Source organism: Enterococcus sp. DIV1767, assembly GCF_050542585.1.
Taxonomy (GTDB): domain Bacteria; phylum Bacillota; class Bacilli; order Lactobacillales; family Enterococcaceae; genus Enterococcus_D; species Enterococcus_D innesii.
In genome coordinates this window covers 762,359-780,091 of sequence record NZ_CP172936.1, presented here as the reverse complement: position 1 = coordinate 780,091, position 17,733 = coordinate 762,359, and the positions used below count along the sequence as shown (strand labels likewise).

Genomic DNA, 17,733 nt, shown 5'->3' with positions numbered 1-17,733 from the left:
CAATAGAGGGTGAGAAACAAGGTGTTTTTTAGTTAGCCAGCTGGTCTTTGATAAAGGTCAACGTTTCTGTCAAACATGCCTGTGCTTGCGGCAAGCTATAATCAAATTGGTATTCGTGGGTCACTGTTTCCGAATTCCCTTTGTAAAAACGACTTGTCACGGGAATATCAAGAGCTTGCAGCTGGTTGGCAAAGGCAATGCCTTGGTCTTCAAAGGAATAGGCATTGCCATCCGTGATATACGTTGGCGGAAAATCCGCCGTCAATTTATCCACCAGTGAGATCTCCTGCAGTTGGGGACTGTCTTGCCATTCTTTTTTTCCTAATAACGACCAAGCCACCGTTTTGACAAAGAATTTCATAAAGCGATCATCCGAAGAAGTCCCGGCGATCTGCTTCAAATCAAGGGGGCCGCAATAGGAAATAAACCCTTTCAGGGCCGATGCAGGAATGTCTTGATCAAAGGACATTTCCTTCGCATACGCTGAATTGGTTTGCAGCGCCACATATTGCCCAGCAATTTGGGCTCCTGCAGAATCCCCGCCGAAGAAGAGTTGATCGAAATCCAGCATGGGGTATGCTTGGGCATCTGCTTTGATCGAGTCTACCGCTTGGGCTAATTGTTTGACCTGTCCAGGATAATGCAGACTTGGTGCCCATTCATAATTAATCGAAATCACAGCGGCTTTGGTTTCATCGACGACATAGGTCGCAAACTCTTTGACCCCTTCTTTGTCTCCGCCGACATAGCCGCCCCCATGGACCCAAAAAATGACTGGAACAGGGCCTTGTGCCTCTTTGGGATAATATAGATCAAAGGTACTACGTTGATAATCCGATTGATACGTCAAGTCCTGTTTGACCGTCACATTCGGCAAACTTTTTTGATAAGCTGCCTCATCCTTGATGGTCACTTCTTGGTTAAACAGATGACCGATCAAAAAAGCCCCCGGTCGTGGGGAGAGTTGAAAAGCCAGAAAAACGGCAGCTAAGAGTCCGATCAGGACCATCGCCACCCACATGAAAAAGCGCAGAATTTTTTTCACGCAAAAGCTCCTTCCTTCGTTCTGTTTCAGCTTTTTCATTTAACCATGTTTTTTTAGCAAATTCAATGACAATCGCTAAAGATTAAAAAAGGATGATACCAATAGGCATCATCCTTAAAATAACATCGTTTATAATGGCAACATCATAAACAAACCAGCTGCGATCGCTGCCCCGATCATTGGACCGATGATTGGTACTAACGCATAGCCCCAATCGGAAGTCCCTTTGTTTTTGATTGGCAAGATTTGGTGAGCGATCCGTGGTCCTAAGTCCCGTGCCGGGTTGATGGCATAGCCTGTTGGTCCACCAAGCGACAGCCCGATCGCTAAGATCAAGATCCCAACGACGATGGGATTTAATCCATCCGTAAAGGTATTGGCACCAAAAGCCAATAAGCCAAAGACTAAGACAAAGGTACCAATTACTTCAGTGATGGTATTCGATACTAAATTACGAACTGCAGGCCCTGTTGCAAAGGTACCTAAAATCGCGCCTTGGTCTTTTGTTTCATCCCATAATGGCAAGTAGTTGAGCCAAACGAGGATTGCCCCTACGATCGCACCAGCAATCTGCGCCAGCATAAACGGTACAGCTAAGCTCCAAGAAAAATTCCCTGTCATCGCCATGCCTAATGTAACGGCTGGATTCAAGTGAGCAGGTCCCATGTACCCTGAAACGTAAACGGCAATCGTTACCGCCGTTGCCCAGCCCATCGCGATCACGATCCAGCCAGAGGCTTCTGCTTTACTCTTTTTCAGATTGACAGCCGCACACACGCCATCCCCTAACAAAACCAAAATAGCCGTTCCTAGAAATTCACTAAAGATCTGGGTTGTCTCATTCATCTTTTTTTCCTCCTTTTAAGGCTGTTAAATCTGATTCTGCGATCACTTGGTTCAATTCTGCTACATGGGCTGCTTTTTCTTCCTCGTCCCAGCCAAAGAAGTCGGTCATAGCTGCAACGACGCCGGCTTTGACTTCATCTAAGGTATCTCGCATAAATAGGATATGGTTGGTCCGACGCAATAGATAATCGACAGGCGTCAGAACCATTTCTTCATGCAAGGAATAGTTCAAGGCAGTGCTTTCTTTTTCATCTAAGCCCTCAAACTTCGTCTTGTAGTTCAACACTTGGGGAAGATTCGACCCATAAAGATGAGCCAAATACGTCGCATCTCCTTCATTGAACCCAGCGGCTTGCGCTTGGTCAGCCAGCTTCGCTAATTCTTCCTCTACATTGGCTGCATCAAGCTCCCCACCAGAAACTGGGTACGTGGTTGAATCCACTAACTCGAAGGAAGCACCGCTTTCTTGAAGCAATTCATTGATCCGTTTGACTGCTCCTTCCGCCATCAAACGATAGTCGGTGATTTTTCCGCCTGCCAACGTCAATAGTCCGTCTTTTGAGCGTTCCAAACTGCTGCCGCGAGAAACTTGCGATGGATCCACTTTGCTGGATTCTACTCGTTCTTGCGCTTGTTTTACAGCTTTTTCTACAACTGGTCGCTGCCGCTCATCTGCAAGATATTCTTTGACGCTTTCAACGATCTGCTCAAAGCTTTCATCCGATAGTTTGCCTTTACCGCCGCCATTGTAATCAGACCCGCCATTATTCGTAATCAATGGACGTAGACCAGCCCAGCTCGCTTCGATATCATCAAGGGTGATTTGTGCATGTGGAAAGCGTTCATTCACGATGGTCAGTAGATAATCGACATCTTCTTGTGTGACCGTCGGATGGGCAAAATCGCCTGTATAGTCCGTATCGGTTGTGCCAAAATAGGTCTTGTTTTCTCTTGGAACCACGAAAACCATCCGACCATCATTTTTCCCAGTATCAAAATAGGTTGGTTGCGGCACTTTTAGTTTTTCCCGATCGACCACTAAATGGACACCTTTCGTCGGACGCATTTGTGGCGGCAGCTCATCATTCTTGTCTAATTGACGAACGATGTCTGACCAAGGGCCTGTCGTGTTGATCACGACTTTGGCGTGAACCTCAAAGCGCTCGTTTGTCAGTTGGTCCTCCACTTCTACCCCATTGATGATGCCTTGCTCATCATGTAAGATGCCGACGACTTTGGCTTTACTGATCATTGCTGCCCCATCGGCTTGTGCTCGTTTGATGTTTTCGATCACCAAGCGGGCATCGTTGTTGCGAAAATCAAGATAGACTCCGCCACCAACTAAGTTTTCCGCCTGCAGCTGTGGTTCGCGTTCTAAGACCTCTTCTTTCGTCAACAGATAATTTTCGTATTTACTGCCTGTCACATTTGCTAAGCGATCATAAAGATCCATCGCCACTTTAACAGAAAACAAGGAGAAGGTTGCCCCCGGTTCATCGTAAATCGGTAAAAGCATCGGATCGGGTTTCGGGATATGCGGAGCAATTTGTTGAACGATCGCCCGTTCCCGCACGGTGTCAGCGACCACTTCCACGTCAAAGGTTTTCAAATAGCGAATACCGCCATGAACGAGTTTGGTGGACCGCGAAGACGTCCCTTCGGCAAAGTCTTGCATTTCCAAAAGAACCGTCTTCATCCCAGCCGCTGCTGTTTGAACGGCAACCCCTGCGCCGGTAATCCCACCACCGATGATCAACACATCATAGGTGGTCTTTGCCGTTTCTTGAATGGTTTCCTTCCGATCTTTCTGAGAAAAGGTCATGGCTTACTCGCCTTCTTTCTTCGCTTTGAATTTGAAGGTCTGAGTAGCCGCCACCGCTTGTTTCCAACCTTCGTACAAATTGTCTCTTTCTTCTGCTGGCATTTCTGGCGTAAACATTTGCCCTTCTTCTGCCATTGATTTCAATTCATCCAAGTCTTTCCAGAAGCCAACCGCTAGCCCTGCCAAGTAAGCTGCACCTAATGCGGTTGTTTCCAGATTCGCAGCTCGTTGCACGTCAATGTCTAAAATGTCCGCTTGGAACTGCATCAATAAATCGTTTTTGGCTGCCCCGCCATCGACTTTCAGCAATGGGATATCGATACCGGAATCTTTTTTCATCGTATCGATGACGTCTTTTGATTGGTACGCAACAGCTTGCAGTGTTGCCCGAACAAAATCTTCCTTCGTCGTCCCACGAGTCAAGCCAAAGACGGCTCCTCTTGCATCTGAATCCCAATAAGGTGCACCCAATCCAGTAAAGGCAGGCACCACATACACTTCATTATCACCTTTTGCTTTGGCAGCTATTTCTTCTGATTGTGGCGAAGTCTCGATCATGCGTAGACCATCCCGCAGCCATTGGATCGCTGATCCAGCAACGAAGATACTTCCTTCTAAAGCATAATAGACTTTGCCGTTGATACCATACCCGATGGTCGTCAGTAGGTCATTGTCAGACAATTGTGGTTCTTCACCCGTATTCATGACAATAAATGCCCCAGTGCCGTAAGTATTTTTGATCATACCTTTTTCAAAGGCCATTTGTCCAAAGAGGGCGGCTTGTTGGTCTCCAGCCATTCCGGCGATTGGTACTTCACTGCCGTAAAAATGGTAGCTGCGGGTGTGACCATAGACTTCTGAGTTGCTTTTGACTTCTGGTAGCATCGAGCTTGGAATGTTCAAAAGATCCAAAATTTCTTGATCCCATTCTAATTTATGAATGTTGTAAAGCATCGTCCGACTAGCATTGGAGTAATCGGTAACATGGACTTGTCCATCTGTCAGCTTCCACACAAGCCATGAATCGATCGTTCCGAAGAGTAGCTCACCATTATCCGCCTTTTCTTGTGCCCCTTCGATATTGTCTAAAAGCCAACGCACCTTGGTCGCTGAGAAATACGCATCAATGACTAACCCAGTTTTTTCATGGATCATCTCTGTATGGCCATCTGCTTTTAATTGGTCAGCGATCGGTGAAGATTGGCGGGATTGCCAAACGATTGCATTCGCGATTGGCTGCCCTGTCGTTTTGTCCCAAACCACTGTCGTTTCACGCTGATTAGTGATCCCGATGCCAGCGATTGCTTCTGGTCGGATACCTGATTCAATAAATGCCCCTGCGATGACTGATTGGACAGAGTTCCAAATTTCGTTGGCGTTGTGTTCTACCCAACCCGATTTTGGAAAGTATTGCGGAAACTCTTTTTGTGAACTGCCGATTTTTTTCCCGTTACGATCAAAAATAATTGCTCTTGAACTAGTGGTTCCTTGGTCGATCGCCATTACATAATTTTTTTCTGCCATTTGATTCGCTCCCTTTAGTTTTTTATACGCTCTTCTTGTTAGCGCTTTCTGACTTGCTTTTATTTTAGCCGAACTTTCGCTATGTGGTTCGTCAATTTTTTTTCAAATTTCTAAGAAATTGACGAAATCCACTATTGAAAGCGTTCGCGGATCATTTTTTTGATCGTTTCCCGATCATAAGCGGTACCTAGTTCACTGATTCGATAAGTCGGTGTTTTGGTCTCGATGGCGTAATTCGCCAAGATCAAATCATATTCTTGTTCTGGACGATAGCGTTCCACGACTACGCCATTCAAATTTTTGAGATACAGCAGCCACATGTAGTAGAGGGCTTCTTTAAACAGTTCATCCATTTTCAAAGCGATCCCGACGCGAAACTCCCGATTGATTTGATAATCGATGATCGTGATCACGCTCAAGTATTTGACCATCGTCATCATCAACAAACTATTTTTATCAGATGGCTTGATATCAAGCTCTGCTAAAGCCTTATCCAATAGTTCGTGACTGATTTGCTGGATGTTACGACTGGATAGCTGCGCTTCTAACTGCCAAATATTTTCTCGATCAAAAACCTCCACATCCCCTTTGAAAAAATAGACGCGGCTGTGGATCTGCAGCAGGTGACCATAACAAGTGGCTTCGATTTCACGGGGAACAAACGATGGGCGGTAGAGATGCAAAATATGTTCCAAAATCAAGGTATCCGTCAAGGCAGTTGGCGTAAACCGAGAACGCTGCAGCATATACACTTGCAGATCGTGTTCGGATAACACCGAGAACGACAGTAAAAAGACAAAGTGCAGCATCGCCTCCTCTTCTCTGACTTCTAATGCATAATGGCCAAACCCACGAAATACCAACTCCCGTAATTGCTGAAACAAAGGATCTTTCATGTAAGGTGCCATTTTCTCCCGTAAGACTTGAAAGGATTGAGTAGCAATTTTCAGTCGCGCCTTCATGATCCTCAGCCATAGGGACAAGCGCTGCTGGGCTTCTTTCGTGAAGGTCATGTTCAGACCTCGTGTGATCAGACCGACGTATTTTTCATCGATCGGCAGCGGCTGACTGTCGAAAGAATGGACATACCAAAAGAGTTCAAAATAGAAATAACGAATTTGCGTTTCTTCCCCAATCAGCTTTCCTTGCCAGATCTCTAATTCGAATTCTGCTAGCAAGCCATTTAGCTCTTTGATTTTGCGAAACAAGGATGACTCGCTGACCGCTAATTTTTGTGCCAGCTGGACAGTCGTCACTTCTTGATGTTGTAAAAGATGCTCAAGAATTTGAAATTTCAATGCTGACCGATAAAACGCCCATTCGATTTGATTGAGGGAAAAAGTGGGACTCATTTCAAAAACCAGTGAACCATTTCGGTAATACAATCGACACTGCTCTTGGTAGTGAGCCAGCTCATCTTGCAACTCCTCCACATATTTTTCCAAGGAAGGCTTACTGATGCCAAGATAGAGCGCTAATTCATGTAGCTCCATTTGACCGCCAACTAGTAAAAGTTTTTTGAGCAGCTGCAATTGCTTTGCTTCTTTTTTTTCTAATAACTGATCAAGTCTCATCGGCATCACTTCCCGACCATATGAAGGTTTGATCCAACACATTCGTGAACCGTGGATGGAAGAAAAAGTCTTTTTGGGTCAGCTCCTCCATCGTTGCCTGCTGCTCGATCGCAAATGCTAGTAAATTGATTTTTTCCAAAATATTGGCTTTTGATAATAGCTGCGCACCAACGATTCGGCCGCTGGCTTGATCGATCATCACTTTTCCATGAACCTGCGTCGAATCAAAAAGGGAAGCGGCAGCCGTAAAAGTGTGACAGACGATCGGGGATTCATAGAAAAACTGATCCGACTCGGTCAAACCAGTACTGGCTAAATACCACTCAAACAATTGTGTACCGACTGTCCGCAATCCACCACGAAACGGAGTTGTTTTGCTTGCTAGATTGCGAGCTGCCGCGATCCCTGAGCGAACAGCATTATTGACTAAGGGCATATAGACCGTGTCTTTCGTAATAGCATTCGGAATTTGGATCAAATCGCCGACCGCAAAAATATCCGTGGCAGAAGTTTCCAAGTAGGCATCTGTCCAGATGGTTTGATCACTGTGTAATTCAAAGACCGCAAATGCCTCTGGCAAGCGAGGATGAACGTTAACTGTCGTCAATACAAGGTCACTTTCATAGCCTTGATTGGCGGTTTCGATCCGAAAGCCTGTTTCCGTTTTGACGACTGCCAAAGTTGGCTCCGACCAATGCAGTTGCAAGTTGGGGATTTTTTCGATCTCCGTTAAAAAGGGCTGCAAAAAATCGCGATCAAAGTACTTGAACAAAGGATATGACATTGATTCGATCACACTGACTTTTTTTCCGATCGCCGTCAAGGTATTCGCCGCTTCCATCCCCGCTTGACCAGCACCGACGATGGTAATCGACTCTGCTTGGGGCAATTGCTGCAAGAAATGCTTCGCTGCTTCATATTCTTTGTAGGTCAGCAGTGCTTCTTCTGGTTGTGGCAAAACAGTGGAATCCTGACTAGAGCCTGCTGCCAAGACGAGTCGATCATAACTTAGTTCCCGCTTATCCGTTCGAATCCGATGATCCGAAGGAAAGACTTCTAGAAGGGTTTCTTCTAAGGCTACGTCGATTGTTTCTGCCTCCAGCTGCTCCTTCGTACAAAAGAATGCTTCTTCCAGCGAAGCGATCCTGCCTTCGATCAGCAATAACAAGCCGCTTGGAACAAACCCAAGATGGGCTTTTTTTTCTATCAGTAGAATCTCTGCGTCAGGGTATAATCGACGTGCTTCACGGGCGCAGCTGACACCACCAAAAGACCCACCTATAATTATGATTTTCATTGGATCACCTCTCTCCTTTAGCTTAAATGAAACGCTCTCATTTGACGAGTAAAAAGCTATCAAGCTGACTATTTTTTTGTTAACTGCGATAAAATAAATGAGACCTATGCTACACTATACGCAAAGGAGTGTTCAAATGGTTTTCTTCTATCAATTCATGCTGGGCTTGTTTGCCAGCATATTCGTTGCAGCGGCAGCATTCGTCTTTCAGTGGCTGACTATTTCTGGCGCACTGGCTGCGATTCTTTGCGGCACACTGGTCATTGGCTTTGGTCCGTGGTACAGCATCTTTTTGATTGGCTTTTTCTTTGCCAGCTCTGGCATCATTGGTCTTTTAAAGAAAATGCGCCGTCAGCCAGAGTTAGCTGTGCTTGCCAAAGGTGCTCGCCGTGATGCAAAACAAGTCTTTGCGAACATCGCACCAAGCATCTTTGCTCTACTGCTTGCCTTTTGGACGAAAGAACCGCTATTCCTTTGGGGATTTGTGGCGGGAATCGCTAGCTGTACGGCTGACACTTGGGGCTCAGAAATCGGCGTGCTGAGTCCAAGTCCACCGCGTCACTTACTAACGGGAAAAAAATTACCACCGGGACTTTCCGGCGGTGTCAGTTGGTTGGGAACTGCCGCTTCCCTAGCAGGGAGTCTCGCCATCACTGGTTTATTCGTAGCAGCCTTATGGTTGAACGGCAAGCCGTTCTCCCTTGATCTCTGGTTGACTTTGACTGCTTTAGGCTTTTGCGGTAGTCTTTTGGACAGCTTACTGGGCGCAGCGATTCAGGTGCGCTATCAATGCCCTGTCTGTCACCAATACACCGAAAAAAAAGTCCACCACGACGTTGCGACCAAGCAAGTCGGCGGTCTTTCCTTCGTAACGAATGAAGGGGTCAATTTGCTGACTTCAATAGTGATCGTTTTTGTATCAGTCTTGCTAACTGGCTCTTTTTTCAAGTAATCAGGCAATCCACTGCGATGACAATTCCTTCATACAAAAAACCTTCGAGAGTTACACGTTTGTGTTTCTCTTGAAGGTTTTTATTTGTTTAGTGAAAGTATGATACGGGTGCTCACTCCATAAGGAGCCTGATTAAGATGCAGACGAATGATTCGTCACTTTATAATAAGCAAAATCAGCATAGGATTGATGTTGGTGTGCATCCACGGCACCAATGAAATTAAATAATCCTGTGAAGCCGCCTATTTCTCCTGGCATTCCATTGACTCCTTCATCAGATAAGTACGCCACTGACAGATCTTGGAGCAAAACTTGCCAAGTCTCTTGTTCCTCTAATCGATAGTAGACGTTTGCGATCCCATGCTCGTATCTAATTTTCAGGTGAATATTTCCTTCGGGAACGACGACGCGAGTATTTACATATTCGATCCTTTGTCCTAATTTTGCCTGTAAGAGAGTCAAATAAGGACATCGCTTTTCTTCTGAATAGGTAACATGAGCATATAACCAATTGTTTGAATCATAATAAAGCCCAAGTCCTGCTGTTTGTGAATAATGGTTCGGTTGAAACTCCAACAAGGTCTCCACCTCATAGGTGAAAGAGGTTGCTCGTGTTGCCATGATGGCAGGATTCATCTGTGAAAACAAGGAATTGCCCCCATAGATCCGTAAGTACCCCTGCCGCTTTTGCGTACTGACCCATGACTGATGCTGTTGGCGATACGGTGTCATAAATTCTAACAGATACTGCGCCTCTTGAAATGAATCAAATAAATCAGTGTTTGGTTCATTGTCAATTGGAACACCAGCTAATCCTTTAAAAGTCATTTTTGCCAAATTGCTTCCATCTTCCATTTCCAACCAATTGTCTTCGGTCCAGTGCATCCTTTGAATAGAAGCTTCTCTTCCAAGAGGATTCAACAGCTCCCCCTCTAAGGGTCTTGCCATTAAATGAGCCATGAACCATTCATCAGTATGGGTATGGACGAGCGAACCATGTCCTGCTTTTTGCATCACTGAATGAGGATTGACCATTTCAAAATGCCCAGCATCAGGGTCGCCCAAAGAAAACAGATGCCTTGGAGAAGAAGTAAGGATTGGTTCGCCAGAAGGATGCGCTTCATAAGGACCAAAAATAGTCTCTGCGCGACCGACTTCCACACCATGAGCATAGCCCGTGCCTCCAGATGCCAGCAATAAAAAGTATGCCCCTTCATGCTTGTATATTTGGGGTGCTTCCGCACACCCTCTGGTGGTGAACCCTTGTGTTACGCGATGCCAAGGGGACAGTAATTTACCTGAAGGCAAGTCGATCTCCGCAAGAACAATATGTCCCGGCGCTTGATAGCCTTCTCTTGTTTCCCATTCCAAAATCGTTAAATAATGCCGCCCATCCTCGTCATGAAATAGCGCTGGATCAAAGCCAATTGAGGTAAAATAAATCGGTTCTGACCATGGTCCTCGGATGTCAGTCGCCCAAATGGCATAGGAATCAGCATTAAATTCACGTCCTGCCATGTTGACCATATGTGAATACGCCAGCCAAAATCGTTTTGTTTGTGGATCATAAGATAAATGTGGTGCCCAGATACCAGCTGGTGTATTGGTTCCACGTAAATTCACTTCTTCATTGTTCAAGGCATAACCAACAAGTTGCCAATTCGCAAGATCCTTTGATTCGAAAAGTTGAATCGCAGGTGTCCAATGGAAGGTTGAAGTTGCGATATAATAACGCTCATCCACACAAATGATAGAGGGATCAGGCGCCATTCCAGGAATAACTGGATTTTTGATGATTGTCATAAGCTTCCTTCCTATTCTTAACTTTTTATTCGTTTTGCAACCAAACAACAGTTTTTTTATCATCGTTTGCAGGCGAATGCGATAAATTGAAACCGTTTTATTCGATTGCTACATTTATCTTACGAAACTTTTAGGGTAGAATGAATATCAAAAAAAAGCCAATACTTACCATTTTTCATTTTTAAGGAGGTCGTACCGAATGAACCCAACACCTAAATGGCTAGAACAGCTGGTCAAATTACCCGATATCGACATCAATTTAAAAACCTTTGGTGGACACAAGCAACGTGTTTCCCAAGGATGGTGTGCACCACAAGAGACCCACTTTGCTTTTGAGATCATGATGATCATTGATGGAGAGCAGCGAACAATTTTTGAAGGCAGGCAGTTTGATTTTGTGGCAAATGATGTGATCCTGATACCGCCTGGTACCGCTCATGAAAATACTTGTCTCGTAGCAGAAGGTTTAGAGTATTTTTGTATGCATTTCGATCTGGATGATCCTGAGATTCAGCAACAGTTGTTGATGTATTGTCCTTTACTACTAAAAAAGACGAATCCCGCCTACCAAGCGATCGTTGCGATCCTTCAGCAATACATTGCGTTTTTGGCAAGCGGATACTTTGGAATGAAAGAAAAAATCGCCATTGAGATCTTACTGTTAGAACTGATGCGTGCCTTACTAGACTATGTCGAAGATGAAAAAAATCAGTTAGCGCATACAGATAACACTTCCCTTGTTTTAGCAAAAGCGATCGCTGAAGCGATTCAACAAAATTTTCGTACGTACACACAAAGCCCAACGGAAGAAAACAAAGCCTTGCTTTCCATGAGTTATACAGCCAATTCATTGAACATTAGTAATAGTACGATGCTGACGGTTTTCAAAAAAGTTTATGCTAGTAGTCCAAAACAGTACTTAGATCAATTACGTTTCAACCAGGCAAAATTCTATCTCCATCAACCCAAATTGACCATCGCCGAAATCGCAGAGATCATTGGCTATCAAAATGCCGCCCACTTTACGAGACAATTCAAAAAATGGGCAAATATATCGCCGAATAAATACCGTAAGCTCCAGTTAGAAACAGCAAAATAAGTAATCGACAAATAATGATTCGAGAAAAGCGACTCCTACTTCTTCCTCTGAGGATGCGAAAAAAAGCTTTTTTTTCGCATAATAAATGAAAAATGGTAAATTTCCCCTTTTTTTTGATATTTCAAGTCCTGTCTGCATTCTTTATGATTAATACCAAGAAATCGTTTGCAGGAATAAAAACAGTTAGTTGCAAAATAGCAAGATGAGTGGGTATTCTCAGCACACTTGCTTTGCACTACATTAAGGGGAATATGTATGATTTCAGAAAATTCAATGTCAATCAAAAGTCGGTTGCCGTTAAAAATCGGAATTTTGAGTCTTTCATTGGTCGTACAAGCTGCTGGTGCAGTAGCAGCAGCCGTACCTTTTATTATGAACGATTTTTCTGACCGAACCACCGCACAAGTCCAATCTATTTTGACACTGCCATCAATGGCAATCTTGATTTTCATTCTGCTAAGTTCATGGTTTATCAAAGCACTTGGCAAAAAGCGAACGGTCTGTTTAGGCTTGATGATCGCTTTAGTCGGTGGCATCTTACCGGCATTTACAATGAATTTTGGCTTGATTTTATTTGCCCGTATTTTGTTTGGCGCAGGTCTGGGACTCTTTAACTCAATGACCGTCTCCTTGATCGGCGACAACTTTACAGGTGCCGAGCAAAAAAACTTATTAGGTATTCAATCAGCCGTGATGACTTTAGGAAATAGCCTAGCAACGTTTGCTGCGGGCTTACTGTTAACGATCTCGTGGCAAGCTTCATTCTTAGTGTACTTAGTCATCTTACCGATTCTGTTTCTTTTTCTTTTCGGTTATCGTAACGTCAATGAAAATCCAGTTGAAACAACGCAGTCATCAACCATCGATACAAAAAGAAGAAAGCTGCCATTAAGCGTAACTTTAGGTATTTTGACTCTCTTTTTATTCTTCATTAGTTTGATGGTCGTCATTACTTCTTCCGCACTACTGATTCAAGAATTGGCGCTGACGAATCAAGGATTTCTTTCCACCGCACTAGCAATCGCCGGTATTTTTAGCAGCTTGGTCGCATTAGCTTTTGGTCAAATCACCAAATTATTAAAGCGCTTTACACCAGTTGTCGTCATCAGTTTCGCAATGGTTGGTTTTTTCACGATAACTTTAGCACCTACGATGACCGTCTTTTTCATTGGTCTATTAGTGGTTTATCTTGCCAATCTTGTAGTTCCTTATGTATACAGTGTCATTCTTAGCGATGTAGATCCAGAAGCCAATAACTTAGTTGTTTCTTTGGCAATGGTCGCTTGTAATCTTGGTGCTTTTTCCTCCCCCTATGTCATAAACTTTATCAGTCAACTGTTTGGCATGACAACGGCGGTCATGCAAGTCAGAATCGCTGCCGGAATCATGGCAATCATTGCTCTGATTTTTCTATTTCTCGCTTTCAATAAAACAACCACACCTATTAGTAAGGAGGAACTATAAGATGGAACAAAAACTTAGAGGCGTCAACCTAGGCGGTTGGCTTGTATTAGAAAAATGGATGGCACCTAGTCTCTTTCAAGGAACACCTGCCGATGACGAGTATTATTTAGCCTATGATCTACCTGAAGCTGAATACCAAGCACGGCTGTTGATTCATCGTGAAACATTCATCACTGAAGCTGACTTCTTGCGCATTTCAGCAGCTGGCTTCAATACCGTTCGAATACCTGTCCCTTATTTTATTTTTGGTGATCGTACCCCCTTTATTGGCTGTATCGACTATTTGGATAAAGCCTTCGCTTGGGCAAAGGCTTATGACCTAAAAATCTTGATCGATCTGCATACCGCACCCTTCAGCCAAAATGGTTTTGACAATGGTGGTCTCTCGGGTGTGGTCAGATGGGCACAAATGCCCGAAGAAGTGGCGTTCGAATTGACCGTCTTGGAACGTTTGGCGCAAAGATATGCGGATCACGAAGCATTGTGGGGCATTGAAGTATTAAACGAACCGATCACAGATGGTGAAGTGTGGCACAGCATGAATCCCATGGATCGTTTCCCACCTCGTGATCTTGCGTTAGCAAAAGGTAGTGCACCGATCTCTTTAGACTTTTTGAGAACTTTTTATCAAGATGCCTATCGAAGAATGCGTAACTATTTAAGCGATGACAAAGTGATCGTCTTTCATGATGGCTTCCAATTGCATGCTTGGAAAGAGTTTTTCACCCAAAACGATTTTCACAATGTCATGCTAGATACGCACCAATACGTTATGATGGCAGAAATGGCCGGCACAGAGCAATCCTTGGAAGCATACGTGTCTTTCATTGATGGCTTAGCCCAAGAGATCGCCACGGTTGCACAATATGTCGAGGTTTTTGTTGGAGAATGGTCCTTGTTCAACTCCTATGCTGTTGGTACAGATACCAAAGGCGGTATCAATCCCACACAAGAGGAATTCAGTAGCAACCGTAGTTTGACAAAAAGCGAATTAGAAGAAGTTTATCAAACTTTGTGGCGTGCTTCAATCACAGCTTGGAACCAAGGAGCCGGACATATGTACTGGACCTATAAGTTATCCATCGATACGATCAATGAGCCTGCTTGGTATGGCTGGGATTCCTGGGATGCTAGTCGAGCTATGGCAAAAAACTGGATCGATCCACGTTTCTAAAACACAACAAAAAACGAGATTGAAACGAAGCAAACGATACTGTTTGCGTTACGTTTCAATCTCGCTTTTTTGTTGCTTTTAAGCAATATCCACCAAGCGGATCTTCGTGACATTTTTGTAGACAGACAATTCTTCGATCACTTCAGAAAAGCCTAGTCCTCGCGGGAGATCAATCGTATAAATGTTGGTATAAATGCGATAGTCTTCCATGAATTTGACATCAAAATTGACATCTTCGATCACGATATTTTTCTCTTGGAAGTACTCCGTCAAAAACTCTTTGGTCTCGGTGCGGTGGATGTATTGGATTTCTAATTTCTTTGCTGTTGGTACGCGGACGATCCGCTTAACGATCGTCAATGCAAAGAAGATCCCGATAAAACTACTTAATGCGATGGTGTAAAAGCCCATCCCGATGGCAATTCCTAAACCGGCGATCGCCCATAAGGAAGCAGCCGTCGTCAACCCCGTCACCGAGCGCTTCGTCACAATGATCGTTCCGGCGCCTAGAAAACCGACCCCGCTGACGACTTGCGCAATCAATCGTGCTTCGTCCGAACGAATCACGCCTGCTAAATCTGGATGATCCAGCGCATCTCGCATGGCACCTGTGGCGATCTCCACTTGGATCAAAGCAATGACACAAGCCCCCATGCAAACCAAGATATGGGTTCTAAGACCAGCTGGTCTGCTTTTGTACTGCCGCTCGTACCCAATCGCGCCACCCATGACCATCGCCAACAGCAACCTCAGTGCTACTTCAGGAATGGATAAATGCATATCAACCATTTGCATCCCTCTTTTCTTCGTATTCTCTCTTTTAACTATAGCATCTCTGATGGAAAAAAGGAAAAAACATCGCTAGAGCGGCCAAATAAAAAAAGCCTCCTCAGAAATAAGCAAGATAGGTCCGAACCATCGCTCGCAGCTGCGCTGGCATTACTGCACAAGCGCAGGGGGAAGCTGCAAGGATGGCGCGTTTTCCTTCTGACTTATTTCTGAAAAGGGCTGATTTTGTTTTACAGGTTGCTGGCAGCAGCCTCATCGATGATCACGATCACGTCATCATGCTTTTGTAAAACAGAAGCTGGTAATTCGTTGGTTACGGGTCCTTCGATCATTTTTTGGATTGCATCCGCTTTGACTTCGCCAAATGCCATCAAAATGATTTTTTTGCTTTGCATAATTGAACCGATCCCCATGGAAATCGCCGTCGTTGGGACGTCTTCGACTTTATCAAAGTAGCGTTTGTTGGCATTGATGGTTGATTCAGTCAAGTCAACGACTGAGGTCGTTCCTTCAAAGGATGCACCAGGTTCGTTGAAGCCGATATGTCCGTTTTGACCGATACCCAAGATTTGGATATCAACTGGGTGATCCGCAATCACGCTATCGTAGCGTTGGCATTCTGCTTCTAAGTCTTCCGCTTTGCCGTTTGGTACGAAGGTTTCTTTGAATGGTTTTTTATTGAATAAATGAGCATTCATGAAGTAGCGATAGCTTTGTTCGTCTTCGCCGCCTAGTCCTACGTATTCATCTAAGTTGACTGAAGTCATTTCTGAAAAATCAACTTCACTGGCAGTCATTTCTGCATAAAGGGTCTCTGGCGTGCTTCCTGTTGCTAAACCTAGCACCTTGGCGCCATTTGCCATACCTTCTTGTATCAATTCAAAAGCTTTCTTTCCGCCTTGAGCAGCATCTTTAACGCGAATAATTTCCATGATCAGCGCTCCGTTTCTATTTGGTATAGTCCAATAATACCACAGGTTGTGTTTGATTACAATAATTAGTCTAGACCAGATGACGATTTTTACTATTTTGATAGCCGAATCTGTCTTCTTCATCCTAAAAATCAGGTTCAATTTTGACTCAACAAGCGAAAAACTGTAAAAAGAACATACGTTCATGTATCCTAATTCTTAACAAGTACATTTTTATTAGGAGGTCCCATGGAAATTAGCCCTTTTGAAGTACAGATTTCAGAAAAAGCATTGAGTGACTTAAAAAAACGCCTGGCGCTAACAAGGTATCCCGATGAACCCGCCAATGCTGGCTGGAATTATGGTATTCCTTTAGATGATATGAAAACGATTATTTCTTATTGGCAAGACGAATCTGATTGGCGTAATGCAGAAAAGAGAATAAATGCTTTTGCCAATTTCACAACTACGATTGATGGAATGACGATTCATTTTATTCATGAACGTGGGCATGGTCCCAATCCAACACCATTGTTGATCCCCCATGGTTGGCCGAGTTCTATTTATGAGCTTTTGGATTTGATTCCCTTCCTAACTGATCCAGAATCCTTTGGTGGTTCACCAGAAGCTTCTTTTGATGTCATCATTCCTTCGATTCCTGGACATGGATTTTCTGACATCCCAAAAGAGGGACATTTTGAAGATCGCAAGGCTGGGCAGATTTTGTTAAAACTTATGAAGAGGTTGGGCTATGATCAATTCGGAATTCATGGTTATGATTTAGGAGCAAGTATCGCCGGTCTCCTATGTTTGGATCACCCAGACAATGTGATTGGCTACCATACCACCTCACCGGGAAACCCTAGTCCTCTTATAACAGATGAAACGCCTATGAGCACAGCAGAAACAGAATATTTGGCACTTTGTAAACGTTGGTATGCAAAAGAAGGTGGCTATGCTCATAGTTTAGGTACAAAACCACAAACGTATGCTTATGGACTCAATGATTCACCTGTAGGTTTAGCTGCCTTCATTATTGAAAAATGGCATTTATGGTCAATGCAGAATGAGGAAGACACCCACTATCACTTTGACTTGGACACACTCTTAACCAATGTGTCTATTTACTGGTTCACCGAAACGATCAATTCTTCAAATCGCTTCTACTATGAAGGCCAATATACACAGTGGCCTAACCAATTCGACCGTTCATTTGTACCTTTAGGTGTTTTACTAACTTCCCAAGCTCATGAACGTCCGCCAAAAGAGTACGTAGAAAGACTTTTCCCGAAGATCCTTCGCTGGGAAGAGCTTAACACTGGTGGGCATTTCGCAGCTGCTGAATGTCCAGCTTTGCTTGCGAGCCATATCCGCGCTTTCTTTTCTACAGTAACTGATACAACAAAGGAGTAAATAAAAAAAGCTGTGCCCTA

General features: G+C 44.1%; 14 protein-coding genes. 5 read left to right on the top strand and 9 right to left on the bottom strand.

The window, feature by feature from the left end:
- Nucleotides 1–28 precede the first annotated feature (28 nt).
- From IGI78_RS03645 to IGI78_RS03620, 6 genes are all read right to left on the bottom strand, one after another.
- Nucleotides 29–1,084: an alpha/beta hydrolase fold domain-containing protein gene (locus IGI78_RS03645; RefSeq protein ID WP_430618462.1), complete on the bottom strand. Its 1,056-nt coding sequence runs from the start codon at nucleotides 1,082–1,084 to the stop codon at nucleotides 29–31.
- A gap of 90 nt (nucleotides 1,085–1,174) precedes the next feature.
- Nucleotides 1,175–1,891, bottom strand: a complete 717-nt coding sequence (locus tag IGI78_RS03640; RefSeq protein ID WP_005225178.1) for an MIP/aquaporin family protein — start codon at nucleotides 1,889–1,891, stop codon at nucleotides 1,175–1,177.
- Nucleotides 1,884–3,713: a type 1 glycerol-3-phosphate oxidase gene (glpO, locus tag IGI78_RS03635; RefSeq protein WP_430618460.1), complete on the bottom strand. Its 1,830-nt coding sequence runs from the start codon at nucleotides 3,711–3,713 to the stop codon at nucleotides 1,884–1,886. Before glpO ends, IGI78_RS03640 begins: the two co-directional genes overlap by 8 nt.
- A 3-nt stretch (nucleotides 3,714–3,716) precedes the next feature.
- A complete protein-coding gene (gene glpK, locus IGI78_RS03630; protein WP_086293308.1) occupies nucleotides 3,717–5,237 on the bottom strand; it encodes a glycerol kinase GlpK in 1,521 nt (506 codons plus the stop codon).
- A gap of 131 nt (nucleotides 5,238–5,368) precedes the next feature.
- The gene (locus tag IGI78_RS03625) at nucleotides 5,369–6,811 is read right to left on the bottom strand and encodes a helix-turn-helix domain-containing protein (RefSeq protein WP_081119084.1); all 1,443 of its coding nucleotides are present in this window, start codon (nucleotides 6,809–6,811) and stop codon (nucleotides 5,369–5,371) included.
- Nucleotides 6,801–8,108, bottom strand: coding sequence for an NAD(P)/FAD-dependent oxidoreductase (locus tag IGI78_RS03620; protein WP_081119085.1), 1,308 nt, complete (start codon nucleotides 8,106–8,108; stop codon nucleotides 6,801–6,803). Before IGI78_RS03620 ends, IGI78_RS03625 begins: the two co-directional genes overlap by 11 nt.
- Nucleotides 8,109–8,244: 136 nt before the next feature.
- On the opposite strand from IGI78_RS03620, the gene IGI78_RS03615 reads away from it, so the two are divergent.
- The gene (locus IGI78_RS03615; protein WP_430618458.1) at nucleotides 8,245–9,060 is read left to right on the top strand and encodes a DUF92 domain-containing protein; all 816 of its coding nucleotides are present in this window, start codon (nucleotides 8,245–8,247) and stop codon (nucleotides 9,058–9,060) included.
- A 132-nt stretch (nucleotides 9,061–9,192) separates the two neighbouring features.
- Here the strand turns inward: IGI78_RS03615 and IGI78_RS03610 are convergent, their stop codons facing one another.
- On the bottom strand, nucleotides 9,193–10,863 hold the full coding sequence (locus IGI78_RS03610) for a family 43 glycosylhydrolase (RefSeq protein ID WP_034872855.1): 1,671 nt from the start codon (nucleotides 10,861–10,863) through the stop codon (nucleotides 9,193–9,195).
- A gap of 199 nt (nucleotides 10,864–11,062) precedes the next feature.
- Here IGI78_RS03610 and IGI78_RS03605 point away from each other — a divergent pair, with 199 nt between their 5' ends.
- From IGI78_RS03605 to IGI78_RS03595, 3 genes are all read left to right on the top strand, one after another.
- On the top strand, nucleotides 11,063–11,962 hold the full coding sequence (locus IGI78_RS03605) for a helix-turn-helix domain-containing protein (protein ID WP_430618456.1): 900 nt from the start codon (nucleotides 11,063–11,065) through the stop codon (nucleotides 11,960–11,962).
- 255 nt (nucleotides 11,963–12,217) lie between these two features.
- Nucleotides 12,218–13,426 carry an MFS transporter gene (locus IGI78_RS03600; RefSeq protein WP_430618454.1) on the top strand — a complete coding sequence of 403 codons (1,209 nt, stop codon included), beginning with the start codon at nucleotides 12,218–12,220 and terminating at the stop codon, nucleotides 13,424–13,426.
- Nucleotide 13,427: 1 nt separating this feature from the next.
- On the top strand, nucleotides 13,428–14,600 hold the full coding sequence (locus IGI78_RS03595) for a glycoside hydrolase family 5 protein (protein ID WP_430618453.1): 1,173 nt from the start codon (nucleotides 13,428–13,430) through the stop codon (nucleotides 14,598–14,600).
- Nucleotides 14,601–14,678: 78 nt separating this feature from the next.
- Here IGI78_RS03595 and IGI78_RS03590 read toward each other — a convergent pair whose 3' ends face one another.
- Nucleotides 14,679–15,389 carry an MgtC/SapB family protein gene (locus tag IGI78_RS03590; protein ID WP_008377072.1) on the bottom strand — a complete coding sequence of 237 codons (711 nt, stop codon included), beginning with the start codon at nucleotides 15,387–15,389 and terminating at the stop codon, nucleotides 14,679–14,681.
- Between the two features lie 230 nt (nucleotides 15,390–15,619).
- Entirely contained in the window at nucleotides 15,620–16,321 is a 702-nt protein-coding gene (gene nagB / locus IGI78_RS03585) for a glucosamine-6-phosphate deaminase (protein ID WP_005225171.1), read from the bottom strand.
- Between the two features lie 228 nt (nucleotides 16,322–16,549).
- Between nagB and IGI78_RS03580 the strand changes: the two genes are divergently transcribed.
- Nucleotides 16,550–17,713 carry an epoxide hydrolase family protein gene (locus tag IGI78_RS03580; RefSeq protein ID WP_430618452.1) on the top strand — a complete coding sequence of 388 codons (1,164 nt, stop codon included), beginning with the start codon at nucleotides 16,550–16,552 and terminating at the stop codon, nucleotides 17,711–17,713.
- Nucleotides 17,714–17,733: the final 20 nt, after the last annotated feature.

Coding starts and splice junctions, on each gene's coding strand:
- IGI78_RS03615 (WP_430618458.1), top strand. CDS start 8,245: ATGGTTTTCTTCTATCAATTCATGCTGGGCTTGTTTGCCAGCATATTC.
- IGI78_RS03645 (WP_430618462.1), bottom strand. CDS start 1,084: ATGAAAAAGCTGAAACAGAACGAAGGAAGGAGCTTTTGCGTGAAAAAA.
- IGI78_RS03610 (WP_034872855.1), bottom strand. CDS start 10,863: ATGACAATCATCAAAAATCCAGTTATTCCTGGAATGGCGCCTGATCCC.
- glpK (WP_086293308.1), bottom strand. CDS start 5,237: ATGGCAGAAAAAAATTATGTAATGGCGATCGACCAAGGAACCACTAGT.
- IGI78_RS03640 (WP_005225178.1), bottom strand. CDS start 1,891: ATGAATGAGACAACCCAGATCTTTAGTGAATTTCTAGGAACGGCTATT.
- IGI78_RS03620 (WP_081119085.1), bottom strand. CDS start 8,108: ATGAAAATCATAATTATAGGTGGGTCTTTTGGTGGTGTCAGCTGCGCC.
- IGI78_RS03590 (WP_008377072.1), bottom strand. CDS start 15,389: ATGGTTGATATGCATTTATCCATTCCTGAAGTAGCACTGAGGTTGCTG.
- IGI78_RS03625 (WP_081119084.1), bottom strand. CDS start 6,811: ATGAGACTTGATCAGTTATTAGAAAAAAAAGAAGCAAAGCAATTGCAG.
- IGI78_RS03600 (WP_430618454.1), top strand. CDS start 12,218: ATGATTTCAGAAAATTCAATGTCAATCAAAAGTCGGTTGCCGTTAAAA.
- IGI78_RS03605 (WP_430618456.1), top strand. CDS start 11,063: ATGAACCCAACACCTAAATGGCTAGAACAGCTGGTCAAATTACCCGAT.
- IGI78_RS03580 (WP_430618452.1), top strand. CDS start 16,550: ATGGAAATTAGCCCTTTTGAAGTACAGATTTCAGAAAAAGCATTGAGT.
- nagB (WP_005225171.1), bottom strand. CDS start 16,321: ATGGAAATTATTCGCGTTAAAGATGCTGCTCAAGGCGGAAAGAAAGCT.
- glpO (WP_430618460.1), bottom strand. CDS start 3,713: ATGACCTTTTCTCAGAAAGATCGGAAGGAAACCATTCAAGAAACGGCA.
- IGI78_RS03595 (WP_430618453.1), top strand. CDS start 13,428: ATGGAACAAAAACTTAGAGGCGTCAACCTAGGCGGTTGGCTTGTATTA.